The organism is Micromonospora sp. WMMD975 (assembly GCF_029581215.1).
Classification (GTDB): domain Bacteria; phylum Actinomycetota; class Actinomycetes; order Mycobacteriales; family Micromonosporaceae; genus Micromonospora.
Map to the genome: position 1 here is coordinate 5,261,520 of NZ_CP120739.1, position 14,876 is coordinate 5,276,395.

Here is a 14,876-nt window from a genome sequence, read left to right on the forward strand (position 1 = left end):
CGTCACACTTAGCATCCGACTCGTCACGCCGCATCCCCATGCTCGTACCGTCAAGCGCTGGATCTCGTCCGGCCGGTTCCAGAGTTACCTGGCTGCCGCGGGTGGCGACGAGAGCAAGGCGTGCGAACTGTACGAGTGGAGCGTTGCCTTGACGGGCGCCTCGTTCGAGGCGTTCCACTACGTCGAGGTCGTCACGCGCAATGCGATCGACCGCGTGATGCGAGAGCACCTGGGCGAGCCGGAGAAGGGCATTCCCTGGGTCCTTCTTCCGATCGGCGTCAGGCGGCCGGTCCAGGACCGCATCGACCGGAACGTCGCTGAGGTTCGCGACCGGTTGCGGCGGGAGCATCCTCGGAAAGAGACGCGCGACCAGATCATCGCCAGCTTGAGCTTCGGCTTCTGGGTCGCGCTCCTGGGCTCGGAGCACGAGCAACTGTGGCGGGATGCCCTGCACCGGTCCTTCCCGTACTCGTCCGGGAAACGTCATGACGTGGCAAGCGCTTTGAACGCGCTTCGGATGTTCCGCAACCGGCTCGCGCACCATGACTCACTTCTCACCACGGATGTGCCCTTCCGGCTCAGCCAGATGATCGAGGTCGCCAGGTGGGCAGACCCTCAGGCCGCCCACTGGCTCGCCCGAACCGAGCGGGTCACCGAGGTGCACCGGCAGCGCCCCGCGCCGCGCAACGACACCGTCGTTGTCTCCGCCAGGAACGCCTGGGGGCTCTACCAGGCGGCACGCGCGTACGTCTGCCAGCCGGTGGAGCACCTGGCGTTTTACTCACAGCGCCAGATCAATCAGGAGGTTGCCAAGATCCTCTTCCGCCTGGACAACGTCGATTGGACGGTGGGTGAGATCAACCGACTTCGGACAACGGGCGAAACCCTGGACGCAACCCTCGCCGAGATCATCGAAGTCAGTCGGAAGCACGGCTGGACCGAAGGCCGCTATCAGGTGTTCGGTCTTACCGCTCCGGGGTCGGCCGGCCACCTCACCCTGCCCGCTGCGATACCTCATCACGAGCGGGGCAGGGGAAGCGCCTTCACCCAGGGCCAGCGGTACGTGGTTCGTGATCGCCTCCGCCGGGCTCGCTCGACGGCCGATCTCTGACGGTCAGGGCGTCAGGAACCCGTGGTCAGGAGGTGTTCGGCCAAGGTCAGGTCGAACGGGCGGGTGATCTTCATGGCCAGCTCGGCGCCGGGTACGCAGAACACCGCGACGCCCTGCTTCTCCACCAGGCCGGCGTCGTCGGTGAGTGGATCACCGGCCGCCTGGTGCGCGGCATCGAGCACCGCGCGGCGGAAGCCCTGCGGCGTCTGCACCGCCCGGAGGGCCGCCCGGTCGACGGTGCCGAGCACCCGCCCGGCGGCGTCGACCTCCTTGATCGTGTCGACCACGGGCAGCACCGGGATCACCGCGTCGTGCCCGTCGCGGACCGCCGCAGCGACCGACTCGACCAGGTCGGGCGGGGTCAGCGCCCGGGCCGCGTCGTGCACCAGGACGATCTCCGGCCCGGCCGGCACGGCGGCGAGCGCTGCCGCGACGGACGCCTGCCGCTCGGCGCCGCCGGGCACCACGGTCACCGGCGCCACCGGCGCGAGCAGTGCCCGCACCGATGCGACGTCGGCGGCCGGCGCGGCCACCACGATCGTGTGCACGGACGGCGCGGCGGCGATCCGCCGGACTGCGTGCACCAGCAGGGGCTCCCCGGCGAGCGGTCGGAGCGCCTTGGGGGCACCGGGGCCGAGGCGTACCCCGGCACCTGCCGCAGGAACGAGGACCGCGACGTCACCGCGCGGATTGAGCTGCGCGGTCACGTCGCGGTCCTCGGTTTTCGTTCGCTGCGGTGCGGGTAGAGGCAAAGATGCGGATCAGGCCTCGGTCAACACCTTGTCGAGCAGCGTCTCCGCCTCGTCCTTGGTGCTCTTCTCGGCCAGTGCGACCTCGCCCACGAGGATGTCACGAGCCTTGGCGAGCATGCGCTTCTCGCCCGCCGACAGGCCCCGCTCCCGCTCCCGGCGCCACAGGTCGCGGACGACCTCGGCCACCTTCAGCGGGTTACCGGAGGCCAGCTTCTCCAGATTCGCCTTGTAACGCCGCGACCAGTTGGTCGGCTCCTCGGTGTGCGGTGCACGGAGCACGTCGAAGACCTTGCCCAGGCCCTCTTCGCCGACCACCTCGCGCACACCCACGATCTCGGCGTTCTCGGCGGGCACCCGGACCGTCAGGTCACCCTGTGCGACCCTCAGGACGAGGTATTCCCTGGGCTCGCCCTTGATCACCCGAGTCTCGATTGCCTCGATGAGTGCGGCCCCGTGGTGGGGGTAAACAACGGTCTCGCCGACACTGAAAACCATAGGTTCGAAACCCCTTTCGCTGTGTCTAGGGTAACACGCTCAGGCACCGATGTCTCACCGCTGTCCTGATCGTTGGCGCAGCTCAGGGGCCCTGTGAGAGGTCTTTCTTCGGCTTGACAGGAGCTCAAGTCGATGGTTTCAACACGCTCCGTCACGAACAAATGACTACCGGGTACGGCCGGTCGGAGCATACGGATCTAGGGCAATGCGCTCCTTCCATGGTAGCTCCGCAACTCCATTCGCGCCCAGGTGTGGCGGTACGGCCCCCGGTGCGGGACCCTGGGGGTGGACGCGACGTCCGCTCGCCGAGACGTTCCTGGGGGTCCGATGGGCGTGCCTGACGCTGACGGCCAGGGGCCGCCGGACGGCCTGCCCGGGCTCCCTCCGGAATGGGGCCGGGTGGTGGTGCCGGACGACGCCTCGGCGCTCGAATACGAGGCCCGGCAGATCCGCCGCGAGCTGCGCCGCGGCACCCGGCGCTCCCGTCACCCCGGCCCGGTGCGCCTCGGGTTCCCCCTCCTGGCGTTGCTGATCTCGATGCTTGTCACGCTCGCCGGGCTGGCCGCCGTCACCTGGCCCCGGTCCAACCGGGCCGGCGGCCCGACCGTGCTCCCCCGGGCCACCACGGCCAGCCCGCCGGTGGTCGGCCCGCTGCCCGCGCTCGACCTGGTCGGCGCCGACAACACGCCGGTGCCGCTGCGCAGCCTGCTGCCCGCCATGATCATCCTGGTCGACGCCTGTACCTGCACCGAGGAGGTCGGCACGGCGGCGGCCACCGCGCCCGCCGGAGTCACCGTGGTCACCGTGACCGAGGGCCGCAGCGCCGGACCCGCCATCGCGACCGGGGTACGCCCACTCGGCGACCCGGCCGGCGGCCTGCGCTCCTACCTGCACCTCGCCGCCCACCCCGGCACCGCCGCCGCGCTGCTCGTGGACCGGCGCGGCACGCTGGTCCGGGTGGTGCCGGAGCTCGGCCCCGCGGGCGACTACCAGGCCGACCTGGCCCGGCTGAGCGGTTGACCCGGCCTCAGTAGAGCGCCTCCAGCCGGGCGTCGAGCCGGGGCTCGCCCCGCAGCGCGGCGAACCACACCCGCACCCGCCCGCCGGCGCCCTCCACGAAGAAGACGTCGAACGTCCCGTCGCAGTCGTGCACCCGTTCCAGGTCGTCCGAGTCGGCGCCGGTCAGCCGCATCATTACGGCCCCGCCGCCGGAGCAGCCCACCGACAGCTGGTACGTGTCGCCCGGCGACGGGGTCACCTGCCGCACCACAGGTTGCCCGTCCGCCGGCAGCTCGGACGTCTCCCGCCACACCACGTGCGACACCCGGACCGGGCGCGCCGCCCCGTCGGGGTTCACCCGGATCACCACCGACCGGTCCGGATCGGAACCGTCCCGGACGGCGCGTGGAACCACGCCGACGAGCGGATCCGAGCCGGCCGGCCGGCCCGGCAGCACCTCGCCGGTCGCGGCGTCGAGATCGACACGTGAGTGCACGATGTCGTCGGCGGGCCGGCCCGTCACCGGGTCGACAGCCGGCGCCGTGAACCGCCACCACCACGCGCCGAACGCCAACGCCAGCACGGTCAGGCCGGCCAGCAACACACGCCGGATCCGCTCCTCGGACGCCATGCGTGCAGCGTAACCATGTGGACGATCCCCGGCGAGCCGTCAGGACTCGCGTTCCAGCAGGGCCGCGTAGAGCGTCAGCCCCGGCCCGAACGCGAGCATCACCACCCGACGCGGCGACGGGGACGCCCGGCCCAGCCGGTCCAGGATCAGCAGGACCGTCGGGGACGAGCAGTTGCCGTGCTCGGCAAGCGTCTGCCGGGACGCCGCGAGCGCCGTCGGCGGCAGGGCCAACTCACGCTCGACCACGTTGAGGATCCGGGGGCCGCCCGGATGCACCGCCCAGCCGTCCACCTCGGACCGGCCGAGCCCGTGCCGAGCCAGCAGATCGTCCACCAGGTCACGGACGAACCGGGAAAGCACCATCGGCACCTTCGGCGACAGCCCCATCCGGAAGCCGGTGTCGGTGACGTCCCAGGTCATGTGGTCGGCGGTGGAGGTGTCGGTGACCGAGGTCACCTCGCGTACCGCGTACCCCCGGCCGCCGGGCACGACCACGGCGGCGACCGCGGCGTCCGAGAAGAGCGCGTGCGAGACGATCTGCTGGGTGTCCACCCGCGCGCCCGGCGGCTGGATGTGCAGGCTGGTCAGCTCCGCGCAGAGCAGCAGCGCGGGCCGCCCCCGGGCGGTGACGAAGTCGCTCGCCGCACCCAGCCCGGGCAGGGCCGCGTAGCAACCCATGTGCCCGACGAACATGCGCTGCGTGTCCCGGGCCATGCCCAGGTCCCGGGCGAGCAGGATGTCCAGCCCGGGGGTCGCGTAGCCGGTGCAGGAGCAGACCACGAACAGGCCGATCTCACTGGCGTCCAGGCCGGCGGCGGTGAGCGCGCGGCCGACCGCCTCCTTGCCGAGCGGCAGCGCCTCCACCTGGTAGCGGCGCATCCGACGCTCGGTCGGCCACTCCGAGACGTCCTCCAGCAGGGGATTCACCGCGGCCTGCCGGCGGGTCACCCCGGAATTGGCGAAGATCTTCTCGGCCAGCGCTCGGGTGGTGCCGGAAAAGTGCTTCTCGAAGAAGCCCGACCACAGCTCGGCCTGCGCGGCGCCCGGCGGTTGTGCCATGCCCAGACCCGCGATCACCGGTACGCCCACGTCCCCACCTCTCGATAGCTGTCTCCGCTCACCAACGAGGGGCCGTGCCGTCCCGGTCCGGGTCACCGCCGAGCGCGGCGATGCCGAGCCAGTCGGCGCACACGTCGGAGGTGGCCGGGTGCAGCGAGCCGCACCGGGCGTCCCGGTAGAGCCGCTCCAGCGGATGGCCCCGGCGGGTCGCCGAGGTGCCGGCGGCCTCCAGCATGGATGCCGCCACGTCCGCTGCCGTGGTGCCGGCCAGCAGCTTGGCGCGCCACACCCACCGGTTCGTCTCGGCGTCGCCGGGGTTCTCGTCGACCCATCGGGCCGCCTCGGTGACCGCCAGTTCGGCCGCCGCGGTGGCCGCGTCCGCCCGGCCTAGCCGGGCCCGGACCGCCGGCAGGCCGGCCAGGTTCCGGGCGTTCAGGTGCTCGGCGGCGGCGTCGATCGCGGCCCGCGCCACCCCGACGTAGACGGCCGCGTAGCTGGCCACCAGCCAGTGCGGCATGAGCTGGGCCACCACCAGGGCCAGCCCCTCCACGCCGCCGAGCAGCCGGTCGGCGGGCACGGTCACGTCCAGGTGCAGGTCGTGCGAGGAGGTGGCGCGCATACCGAGGGAGTCCCACGTGGGCTCCACCGTGATCCCCGCCCCGGCCGGCACCAGGAACTGGGAGACCACGGACTGGTCGGTGGCGCTGCGCGCGGCCACCAGGTAGCCGTCCGGGTGGCCGGCGCCGGAGCAGAAGGTCTTGCTGCCCTTGATGTGCCAGCCACCGTCGACCGGCTCGTAGACGGTGCTGAGCTGGGACAACCGGCCGCCGGCGCCGCGCTCGCTCATCGCCACCGCGTACCAGGCGCCGTCGGCCGCCGCGCGTAGCAGCCGGTCCCGGGCGGCAAGCGCCTCCTCGGGTACGCCGAGCGCCTCGGCCAGTTCCTCGGTGACCGCGCCCAACGCGCCGGTGACCGAGGCGTGCATGTTGAACACCAGCGCGGTCGCGCCGTTGCCGCGCGCCAGCTCGGTGGCGACCGCGGCGTACTCGGCGAAGGTCGCCCCCAGCCCACCCAGCTCGCGCGGGACCATCAACCCGAAGAGGCCGGCCTCCCGCAGGTCGGCGAAGTCGTCCGCCGGGAACGAGCCGTCCCGGTCGTGCCCGGCCGCGCGGGCGGCCAGTCGCGGCGCCAACCGGCGGGCCGCCCCCAGCGCGTCCACAGTCATGTCGCCTCCCTCTCCGCGTCCCTTACCCCGGGCGGTCCCGGCTACCCGCCTCGCCGGCCACTGCCCTGGTAGAGGACGGCGGTCGACCGGGTCGGCACGATGCGCGGCTGCGCCCGGACCGGACGGTCACCGCCCCGCCACCGGCGCAGCAGCCAACCAAGCGTGCCGCCCAACTCCGGGCGGAGCCCGCGTACGCGCAACGCCACGCCGTGCCGGGCGCACTCGGCGACAAGCGCGCGGGCGTCCACGAACAGCCGGTGGTCGTGGATGCCGCGCGGCACCGTGGGCAGCCGCTCGCCCACCTCCACCGCGACCAGCCGGGCCAGCAACGTGTCGTTGATGGTGTCCAGCACCAGCAGGCCGCCGGGGCGCAGCAGCCGACACGCCTCGGCGACCGCCCGTCGCCAGTCCGGCACGTGCTCCAGCACCTCACCGGCGGACACCACGGCGGCGCAGCCGTCGGCCAGCGGAACCGCGGTGGCGTCGCCCTGGAGCACGGTCACCCCGTGCGCGGCGGCCAGGTCGAGCGCCGAACGGGTCAGGTCCACCCCGACGTGCCGGTAGCCCTTGCCGGCCAGGTGCGGCGCCAGCAACCCGGCGCCGCAACCGAGGTCGACGAGCAGATCGTCCCGGGAGGACGCCGGGGGCACCAGCGCCGCGCGGGCGCGGGCCAGCCAGTGCAGCATCGCGAAGGCGCCGTCCGGCCGCCACCACTCGCCGGCCAGGTCGTCGTACTGCCGGGGGTCGTTCGGGGGCAGCGACCGGCGCGGACGGGACACCGGGGACGCTTCTGGCATGGACCGAGCGTGGCACGACTCCCCGGTAACGACCAGACTTCCCTTATGTCGACGCGGGTGTTAGGGCTGGTCAGGGCAAGCCATCCGGAGCCGGCGGCGGCGGTCACGGTGGTCGCCGCGCTGCTCGCCGTCGGCGTCGGGCACTCCGTTACCGGGGTGGTGACCGTGGCGCTGACCGTGCTGGCGAGCCAACTCGCGGTCGGCTGGAGCAACGACCTGATCGACGCCGACCGGGATGCCGCGGTGGGGCGTACCGACAAGCCGGTGACCACCGGCGCGGTCGCCCGGCCGGCGCTGGCCCGGGCCACCGCGGTGGCCGCCGTCGCCACCCCGCTGCTCGCGCTGGCCGGCGGCCCGGCCGCGGCGGCCTGCGCCACCCTGGGGCTGGTCTCCGCGCTGCTCTACAACCGGCCGCTGAAGTCGACCGCGGTGTCGGTGCTGCCCTACGCGGTCTCGTTCGGCGCGCTGCCCGCGTTCGTGGTGCTGGCCCTACCCGGCTCGCCCGCGCCGCCGGCCTGGCTGGTGGCCGCCGCCGCGCTGCTGGGCGCCGGGGCGCACTTCGCCAACGTCCTGCCCGACCTGGCCGACGACGCGCGGACCGGAGTGCGCGGACTGCCGCACCGGCTCGGCCCGGCGGGCAGCCGGCTGGCTGCCGCCGGGCTGCTCCTCGCGGCCACCGTCACCCTGGTGTTCGGCCCGCCCGGGCCGCCGTCGTGGGCCGGCCTGGCCGCGGTCGCCGCCGCCGTCGCGGTGCCGGCGATCGGTGGGTACGCCGGGCGCGCGGCGGCCCGCACCGACGGCCGACAGGTGGCCGCCTTCCGGGCGGTGCTGGTGGTGGCGCTCATCGATGTGGTGCTGCTGGTCGCGAACGGCCGGGTGGTCTGAGCGGTCCCCGTCGCGGGTGGCAATGCCGGGTCCGCGTGCGGGCCTCGATCAGCTCCAACTACCCTGGAGCGCGGTCTGCGCGGGCAAGGCCACCCCGTGCCCGGCGGTCGACCGGGCGGGGATCGTGACGAGGAGGACCGACGTGACGCGCTCGATCAGGGGTTCCCGGCGGCCGGCCCTGTTGCTGGCCGGCACCGCGGCGGCGGGTCTGCTGCTCGCCGGGTGCGGCACCGGGCAGGTGGCCGAGACCGCCAACAAGATCCCGTCGGTACAGGGCGTCAACGTCCAGACCTCCGACAACCTCTACAAGGTGCGCGGCCTCTACGTGCAGTTCCCCGGGCCTCAGGGCTACGAGGCGGGCGCCAACGCGCCGCTCAATGTCGTGATCTACAACGACAGCGAGGCCCCGGTCACGGTGACCGTCACCACCGACAGCGCCCGGGACATCCTGCTCACCGGTGCCGCCGGCGCCAGCGGCGCGGCCACCCCGACCGGCTCGCCGACCGAGCCGGCCTCTGTCTCGCCGACCGCCGCCGACCCGAGCGCCTCCCCCAGCCAGTCGCTCGAGGTGCCCGCCTCGCCGTCGGCCGGGGAGTCCGGCTCGGCCAGCCCGTCGCCGTCGGAGAGCGAGTCCGCGCCCGCCGGCCAACCGGCCCGGATCGAGATCCCGGCGCTCGGGTACGCCCAGCTCAACAGCGGTAACCCGCAGTTCCTCCAGCTCGTCGGCCTGAACCAGAAGCTGGTCGTCGGCCAGCAGGTCAACCTGACCTTCGACTTCGGCAACGGCCAGGTCATCCGGACGCCGGCCCAGGTCGGCGTCCCGCTGACCCCGGAGGCGCCGCCGTCCGCGGTCGTCAACCCGCGTGAGCACGCCGCCGAAGAGGGTGGCGTCGAGGGCGGCAGCCACGGCTGACGCCGTACCCGTTCTCCGTCGACACCGTCGTCGTGGCCCGCGCCACTTCGGCGGTGTCGCCGTTTCCGGTGGGCTTTCGTCGTACCGTCCGGTTAGCGTCCGGTGGTGACCACGCCCCGATCGACCTCCTCCCGCGCCGGCGCCGGCCGCGGCCGTGCCGCCGCCCGCGAACCCCGCCCGGCCTACGAGTGCGACGCCTGCGGGCATCAGCCACCCAAGTGGATGGGCCGCTGTCCCGAGTGCGGCGAGTGGGGCTCGGTCGTCGAGTCCACGGTCACCGGCCCGATGGTCTCCGGCCGGGTGGTCAGCTCCCGGATGCCGGCCGAGCCGGCCCGGCCGATCGCCACCATCAGCGCCGCGCCGGCCCGGGCCCGCCCGACCGGCGTCAGCGAGCTCGACCGGGTGCTCGGCGGCGGCCTGGTCCCCGGCGCGGTGGTGCTGCTCGCGGGCGAGCCCGGCGTCGGCAAGTCGACGCTGTTGCTCGACGTGGCCCAGCAGTGGGCCGCCGGCGCCGGCAGCCCGTCGCTCGTGGTCAGCGGCGAGGAGTCGGTAAGCCAGGTGCGGCTGCGGGCCGAGCGGATGGGCACCCTGCACGACCAGCTCTACCTGGCCGCCGAGAGCGACCTGTCGGCGGTCCTCGGCCACCTCGACGCGGTCAAGCCGGGGCTGCTGGTGCTCGACTCGGTGCAGACGATCTCCACCACCGGCACCGAGGGCGTGCCCGGTGGCGTGACCCAGGTGCGCGCGGTCACCGCCGCGCTTGTCGCGGTCGCCAAGGAACGCGGCGTGGCCACCGTGCTCGTCGGCCACGTGACCAAGGACGGCCAGGTCGCCGGCCCACGCGTGCTGGAGCACCTGGTGGACGTGGTGCTCCACTTCGAGGGCGACAAGCACTCCTCGCTGCGCATGGTGCGTGGCGTCAAGAACCGGTTCGGCGCGGCCGACGAGGTCGGCTGCTTCGAGATGCACGAGGGCGGCATCAGCAGCCTGGCCGACCCGTCCGGCCTCTTCCTCACCCGCTATTCCGAGCCGGTGCCGGGCACCTGCGTGACCGTGGCCATGGAGGGCCGGCGGGCGCTTGTCACCGAGGTGCAGGCGCTGATCGGGGCGACGGTCGCCGGCTCGCCCCGACGCACCGTCTCCGGCCTCGACGGCGCCCGGCTGGCCATGGTCCTCGCCGTGCTCCAACGGCGCACCGAGCGGCTGACGCTGCACGACCGTGAGGTCTTCGCCGCCACCGTCGGCGGCATCCGGGTGGTCGAGCCGGCCGCCGACCTCGCGGTGGCGCTCGCGGTGGCCTCCGGCGGGCTCAACCTCGCGCTCAACCCGCACCTGGTCGCCATCGGCGAGGTCGGGCTCACCGGCGAGGTGCGCCGGGTCGGCGCGGTGCCCCGCCGGTTGGCCGAGGCCGCCCGGCTGGGCTTCCGGCTGGCCCTGGTCCCACCCGGTTGCGGCCCCGGCAGCAGCGGCGTCGCCCCGGAGCACATGCGGGTGATCGAGGTCACGGACGTGCGGGCCGCACTACAGGCCGCCGCCCGCGCCTCCGCGGAGTGACCGTGAGTGGTCACGAGCCGGGACCGGCCGGGCGATTCCGGACAGGCCACGCGGCCCGTCGGCGACCGCGAAAGCCGGACATCGTGACACATCACAGTAACCACGAGAGCACCCACCGCACCGCAGTCCGTAGAATGTGCCCGTGCCGACCGACCGCGATGCCACCAAGCCCGCAACGGCTACGCCGCACGCCCGCACCGGTGCCGTCAGCGGCAACCCGACCCGCGCGATCAGCGTGAGCGTCGCCGCGAGCGTCGGTGGGGCCGGCGCCGACCCGCTACGGGCCAACCTCGCCCTCATGGCGCCCGGCACCGCGCTCCGCGACGGCCTGGAACGGATCCTGCGCGGTCGCACCGGCGCGCTGATCGTGCTCGGCTACGACAAGGTGGTCGAGCAGATCTGCACCGGCGGCTTCCCGATGGACGTGGAATTCTCCGCCACCCGGGTCCGCGAGCTGTGCAAGATGGATGGCGCCGTGGTGCTCTCCAGCGACGGCACCCGGATCGTCCAGGCCGGTGCGCATCTGATGCCCGACCCGTCCATCCCCACCGAGGAGTCCGGCACCCGCCACCGCACCGCCGAGCGGGTGGCCCGGCAGACCGGCTACCCGGTCATCTCGGTCAGCCAGTCGATGCGGATCATCAGCCTCTACGTCAACGGCCAGCGGCACGTGCTCGACGACTCGGCCGCGATCCTGTCCCGGGCCAACCAGGCGCTGGCCACGCTCGAACGCTACAAGCTCCGCCTCGACGAGGTCTCCGGCACGCTCTCCGCGCTGGAGATCGAAGACCTGGTCACGGTCCGCGACGCGGTGGCCGTGGTGCAGCGGCTGGAAATGGTCCGGCGGATCGCCGACGAGATCGCCGGCTACGTGGTGGAGCTGGGCACCGACGGCCGCCTGCTCGCGCTCCAGCTCGACGAGCTGATGGCCGGTGTGGACGCCGACCGCACCCTGGTCATCCGCGACTACCTGCCGGTCGGCCGCAAGTCGCGCACGCTCGACGAGGCGCTCGTCGAGCTCGACCTGCTCAGCGCCACCGAGATGATCGACCTGGTGGCGGTGGCCAAGGCCATCGGTTACCCGTCCGCCTCCGACGCGCTCGACGCGGCGGTCAGCCCGCGCGGGTTCCGTCTGCTGGCCAAGGTGCCACGGCTGCCGGCAGCCGTGGTCGACCGGCTGGTCGTGCACTTCGGCAGCCTCCAGCGGCTGCTCGGCGCGACAGTGGAAGACCTCCAGGCGGTCGAGGGGGTGGGCGACGCCCGTGCCCGTGGGGTCCGTGAGGGCCTGTCCCGGCTCGCCGAGGCGTCCATCCTGGAACGGTACGTCTGACCCGCCTCAGCCGGTGATGGTCAGCTTCACCGGCTCGCTGATCTTGGTGCCGACCCGGGCGAAGACCTGGTACGTGCCGATCGGCGCGTACGGGCCGGCAGCCAGGCCATCGGCGCAGCGGCTGGTGTCCCGGCCGTTCCAGCCCAGCTCGTAGGAACGCTCGAAGTTCGACGCGAACGACTGCACGTTCGAGCCCCGGTTGGTGCCACAGGTGTCCGACGACCAGACCTTCTCCGCGCCGGCCTTGACGTAGAGCTCCTGCAGATCGGCGCCGACGTCCCGGCTGCACGTACGGTCGGAGACGTTCTTGATCTTGAGGCGCAGCGTGACCACGGTGCGCTGCGGTGCGCTGGCCGGCAGCGCGACCGGCGTCACCCGCAACTCCGCGTCGGTGCAGGTGCCGTCGCCGGAGACCGACTGCCCGGACGTACCACCGTCACCGGCGCCGGTGTTCGTGCCGTCACCGGCACCGTCACCCGTGCCGTCACCTGTGCCCGAACCGTCGCCCGAGCCGCCGCCGGTGTTCGTGCCGCCGGTGTCACCGGAAGCGCCAGGCGTGGGCGACGGACTCGTCGACTGCGGAGTCAACACCGAGCCGGAGGGATCCGGAGCCGCACCGGCCGACCCGCCAGGAGATGGATCACCGCCCGGCGCGCCGGTGTTGTGGTCCGTGCCGGTACACGAATAGAGCAGGACAATCAGGAAGAGCAACACCGCGCCGAGCACGACGGCGCGACGCCGCCAGTACACGGCGGGAGGCAGGGAACCGACCGTCAGACGCATGATGCGCCTACCGTAGTCGCGTGACGCTCGGCGCGCCGGTCCGACGCGCCGGTGACCCTGCGCCACAACCGACATCGCGTCCACAGTGGAAGCGGGCGGGCCCCGTCAGAGATAGACCTTGCGCTGGTAGACGGCGTGCGCCCCGGCCACCCGGTCGAGGAAGAGCTGGCCGGCGCAGTGGTCGATCTCGTGCTGGAGCGCACGCGCCTCGAAACCGTCGGTGACCAACCGCACCACCTCGCCGCTGCCCGGCAGCATCCCCTCCACCACCAGGCGGCTGGCCCGCTTCACGTCGCCGGTCAGGTCCGGCACCGACATACAGCCCTCCCGGCCTGCCTTCCACCGGCTCGCCTCCACCACCCGGGCGTTGCAGAGCACGAACGTGCCGTGCACGGTCACCGCCTTGGGGTGCCCGGTCACGTCCACCGCGAACACCTGGGCGCTCACCCCCACCTGCGGCGCCGCCAGCCCCACACAACCAGGCGAGACCCGCATGGTCGCCACCAGGTCGGCGGCCAGCCGCACCACCTCGACCGAGGTGGGGTCGACCTCCGGGCCGGGCCGGCTCAGCACCGGCTCCGGGGCGGCGACCACCCGACGCACCTCGCCCGGAACGCCGAGCTTCTCCGGTGTCCAGCCGCCCAGGCCGGCGTAACCCTCGGCGGTCACAGCAGGTCCGTGTCCGCCGGGCGGAGACTGACCCCGACGCCCAACTCCGCCGCGGCCCGGGTCAGCCGGCCGGCCACCTCGTCCGAGCTGCCCGGCGGCAACTCCACCTCGGCGACCACCACGTAGAGCGAACCCGTCAGCCGGGTGCTCAGGTCGGTCACGTTGCCGCCGACATCGGCCAGCACCCGGGTCATCGCCGCGACGATGCCCATGCGGTCGGCCCCGTGCACCGCCAGCACGTACGGCTCACCGGCGGAGGTGCTGCCACCGTCCGGGGTGACCGCGCGCACGGTGGCCAGCAGGTGCCCGTCGGAGGCGAGCGGGGCCAGCGCGGCCTCGACATCCGCGGCGGCCGGGCCCACGCAGATCAGGGTCATCGCGAAGTGCCCCCGCAACCGGGTCATCGTCGAGTCGGTGAGGTTCGCGCCGAGCCGGGCGAGGACCTCCGCGACATCGGCCACGATGCCCGGCCGGTCCCGACCGATGACGGTGATCGCGAGCTCATTCATTCGGACATTCTGCCCCGCCGCCGGAGACCCGCCGCGCCGGCCCACCCGGCCCGCCCAACCTGCGGGAAGGACACCCGTGACATCATCGGCACCGCCATGACTGAGCCCACCTTCGCCACCCAGGTCAGCCGGTGGTACGAACGCAACGCCCGTGATCTGCCCTGGCGCAGGCCGGGCATCGGCGCCTGGGCGATCCTGGTCAGTGAGGTCATGCTCCAGCAGACCCCGGTGGTCCGGGTGGTGCCCGCCTTCCAGGCGTGGCTGGCCCGCTGGCCGGAACCGCGCGCGCTCGCGGAGGACACCCCGGCCGAGGCGATCCGGATGTGGGGACGGCTCGGCTACCCCCGCCGGGCGGTACGCCTGCGCGAGTGCGCGGTGGCGGTCGTGGAGCGACACGGCGGAGTGGTGCCCGACCGGCTCGACCAGTTGCTGGCGCTGCCCGGCGTCGGCACCTACACGGCCCGTGCGGTCGCCGCGTTCGCGTACGGTCAGCGGCACCCGGTGGTGGACACGAACGTCCGGCGGGTGGTGAGCCGGGCGGTCGCGGGTGAGCCCGACGCCGGCCCGACCACCCGGCCCGCGGACCTGGTCGCCACCGAGGAACTGCTACCCGTCGAACCGGCCGCGGCGGCCCTGGCCAGCGCGGCGTTCATGGAACTCGGGGCGGTCGTCTGCACCGCCCGCGCGCCCCGCTGTGCGGTGTGTCCGGTCGAGTCCAGTTGCGCCTGGCGGGCTTCCGGGCAGGCTGCCCCCGCCGGACCGACCCGCCGCCCACAGCGCTACGCCGGCACCGACCGGCAGGTACGCGGACTGCTGCTCGCGGTGCTCCGGGACGCCATCGGACCGGTGCCGCACCAGCGGCTGGACCAGGTCTGGCACGACGACGTGCAGCGGGCGCGGGCACTGGCCGGCCTGGTCACCGACGGGCTTGTGGAGCCGGTGGGTCAGGAGTCCTTCCGGCTGGCCGGCGACGGCCCCGCCGTCCCCCTGCTGCCCTGACCCCAGTAACCGCCGCCCTCTCGCACTGAGCCCGGTCACCGCCGCCTTCTCGCCCTGAGCCCGGTCACCGCCGCCCCCGGCGCTGAGCCCGGTCACGGCCGCCTCCCGCGCCTGAGCCCGGTCAGTGCTGCCCCCTGCGCCTGGGCCTGGTCACCGCGCGCCCGG

At 73.5% G+C, this 14,876-nt stretch carries 16 protein-coding genes; 7 read left to right on the forward strand and 9 right to left on the reverse strand.

The features are described 5' to 3' along the window. Positions 1-148 precede the first annotated feature (148 nt). On the forward strand, positions 149-1,111 hold the full coding sequence (locus tag O7613_RS23355) for a hypothetical protein (RefSeq protein ID WP_282290010.1): 963 nt from the start codon (positions 149-151) through the stop codon (positions 1,109-1,111). Between the two features lie 11 nt (positions 1,112-1,122). Here the strand turns inward: O7613_RS23355 and ispD are convergent, their stop codons facing one another. Continuing rightward, a complete protein-coding gene (gene ispD, locus O7613_RS23360) occupies positions 1,123-1,818 on the reverse strand; it encodes a 2-C-methyl-D-erythritol 4-phosphate cytidylyltransferase (protein WP_281586319.1) in 696 nt (231 codons plus the stop codon). 54 nt (positions 1,819-1,872) lie between these two features. Continuing rightward, on the reverse strand, positions 1,873-2,358 hold the full coding sequence (locus O7613_RS23365; protein ID WP_013288937.1) for a CarD family transcriptional regulator: 486 nt from the start codon (positions 2,356-2,358) through the stop codon (positions 1,873-1,875). 327 nt (positions 2,359-2,685) lie between these two features. Between O7613_RS23365 and O7613_RS23370 the strand changes: the two genes are divergently transcribed. After that, positions 2,686-3,378 carry a hypothetical protein gene (locus O7613_RS23370; protein WP_282290011.1) on the forward strand — a complete coding sequence of 231 codons (693 nt, stop codon included), beginning with the start codon at positions 2,686-2,688 and terminating at the stop codon, positions 3,376-3,378. Between the two features lie 7 nt (positions 3,379-3,385). On the opposite strand, the gene O7613_RS23375 is transcribed toward O7613_RS23370, so the two are convergent. Genes O7613_RS23375 through O7613_RS23390 form a run of 4 tightly spaced genes read right to left on the reverse strand, consistent with a single transcriptional unit; the run spans position 3,386 to position 7,069 of the window. After that, on the reverse strand, positions 3,386-3,988 hold the full coding sequence (locus O7613_RS23375) for a hypothetical protein (protein WP_282290012.1): 603 nt from the start codon (positions 3,986-3,988) through the stop codon (positions 3,386-3,388). A gap of 39 nt (positions 3,989-4,027) precedes the next feature. After that, the gene (locus tag O7613_RS23380) at positions 4,028-5,047 is read right to left on the reverse strand and encodes a type III polyketide synthase (RefSeq protein WP_281590044.1); all 1,020 of its coding nucleotides are present in this window, start codon (positions 5,045-5,047) and stop codon (positions 4,028-4,030) included. Positions 5,048-5,105: 58 nt separating this feature from the next. Further along, complete coding sequence (locus tag O7613_RS23385; RefSeq protein WP_282290013.1) at positions 5,106-6,272, reverse strand: acyl-CoA dehydrogenase family protein; 1,167 nt, start codon at positions 6,270-6,272, stop codon at positions 5,106-5,108. Positions 6,273-6,313: 41 nt separating this feature from the next. Beyond that, positions 6,314-7,069: a methyltransferase domain-containing protein gene (locus O7613_RS23390; protein WP_281586315.1), complete on the reverse strand. Its 756-nt coding sequence runs from the start codon at positions 7,067-7,069 to the stop codon at positions 6,314-6,316. Positions 7,070-7,114: 45 nt separating this feature from the next. Here O7613_RS23390 and O7613_RS23395 point away from each other — a divergent pair, with 45 nt between their 5' ends. From O7613_RS23395 to disA, 4 genes are all read left to right on the forward strand, one after another. Then, a complete protein-coding gene (locus O7613_RS23395) occupies positions 7,115-7,954 on the forward strand; it encodes a UbiA family prenyltransferase (RefSeq protein WP_282290014.1) in 840 nt (279 codons plus the stop codon). Positions 7,955-8,096: 142 nt separating this feature from the next. Beyond that, positions 8,097-8,867 (forward strand): hypothetical protein, encoded by a 771-nt coding sequence (locus tag O7613_RS23400; protein ID WP_281586313.1) that lies wholly within the window; start codon positions 8,097-8,099, stop codon positions 8,865-8,867. A gap of 105 nt (positions 8,868-8,972) precedes the next feature. Continuing rightward, positions 8,973-10,421, forward strand: a complete 1,449-nt coding sequence (gene radA, locus O7613_RS23405) for a DNA repair protein RadA (RefSeq protein ID WP_282290015.1) — start codon at positions 8,973-8,975, stop codon at positions 10,419-10,421. A gap of 142 nt (positions 10,422-10,563) precedes the next feature. After that, positions 10,564-11,751, forward strand: a complete 1,188-nt coding sequence (gene disA / locus O7613_RS23410) for a DNA integrity scanning diadenylate cyclase DisA (protein WP_281586311.1) — start codon at positions 10,564-10,566, stop codon at positions 11,749-11,751. Positions 11,752-11,757: 6 nt separating this feature from the next. On the opposite strand, the gene O7613_RS23415 is transcribed toward disA, so the two are convergent. From O7613_RS23415 to O7613_RS23425, 3 genes are all read right to left on the reverse strand, one after another. Then, on the reverse strand, positions 11,758-12,534 hold the full coding sequence (locus tag O7613_RS23415) for a hypothetical protein (protein WP_281586310.1): 777 nt from the start codon (positions 12,532-12,534) through the stop codon (positions 11,758-11,760). Between the two features lie 105 nt (positions 12,535-12,639). Then, entirely contained in the window at positions 12,640-13,203 is a 564-nt protein-coding gene (locus O7613_RS23420) for a peptide deformylase (RefSeq protein ID WP_281586309.1), read from the reverse strand. After that, positions 13,200-13,712: an ACT domain-containing protein gene (locus tag O7613_RS23425; protein WP_281586308.1), complete on the reverse strand. Its 513-nt coding sequence runs from the start codon at positions 13,710-13,712 to the stop codon at positions 13,200-13,202. Before O7613_RS23425 ends, O7613_RS23420 begins: the two co-directional genes overlap by 4 nt. A 96-nt stretch (positions 13,713-13,808) precedes the next feature. On the opposite strand from O7613_RS23425, the gene O7613_RS23430 reads away from it, so the two are divergent. Continuing rightward, the gene (locus O7613_RS23430) at positions 13,809-14,711 is read left to right on the forward strand and encodes an A/G-specific adenine glycosylase (protein WP_282290017.1); all 903 of its coding nucleotides are present in this window, start codon (positions 13,809-13,811) and stop codon (positions 14,709-14,711) included. Positions 14,712-14,876: the final 165 nt, after the last annotated feature.

Coding starts and splice junctions, on each gene's coding strand:
- O7613_RS23365 (WP_013288937.1), bottom strand. CDS start 2,358: ATGGTTTTCAGTGTCGGCGAGACCGTTGTTTACCCCCACCACGGGGCC.
- O7613_RS23390 (WP_281586315.1), bottom strand. CDS start 7,069: ATGCCAGAAGCGTCCCCGGTGTCCCGTCCGCGCCGGTCGCTGCCCCCG.
- O7613_RS23375 (WP_282290012.1), bottom strand. CDS start 3,988: ATGGCGTCCGAGGAGCGGATCCGGCGTGTGTTGCTGGCCGGCCTGACC.
- O7613_RS23385 (WP_282290013.1), bottom strand. CDS start 6,272: ATGACTGTGGACGCGCTGGGGGCGGCCCGCCGGTTGGCGCCGCGACTG.
- O7613_RS23415 (WP_281586310.1), bottom strand. CDS start 12,534: ATGCGTCTGACGGTCGGTTCCCTGCCTCCCGCCGTGTACTGGCGGCGT.
- O7613_RS23370 (WP_282290011.1), top strand. CDS start 2,686: ATGGGCGTGCCTGACGCTGACGGCCAGGGGCCGCCGGACGGCCTGCCC.
- O7613_RS23380 (WP_281590044.1), bottom strand. CDS start 5,047: ATGGCACAACCGCCGGGCGCCGCGCAGGCCGAGCTGTGGTCGGGCTTC.
- O7613_RS23430 (WP_282290017.1), top strand. CDS start 13,809: ATGACTGAGCCCACCTTCGCCACCCAGGTCAGCCGGTGGTACGAACGC.
- O7613_RS23425 (WP_281586308.1), bottom strand. CDS start 13,712: ATGAATGAGCTCGCGATCACCGTCATCGGTCGGGACCGGCCGGGCATC.
- O7613_RS23395 (WP_282290014.1), top strand. CDS start 7,115: ATGTCGACGCGGGTGTTAGGGCTGGTCAGGGCAAGCCATCCGGAGCCG.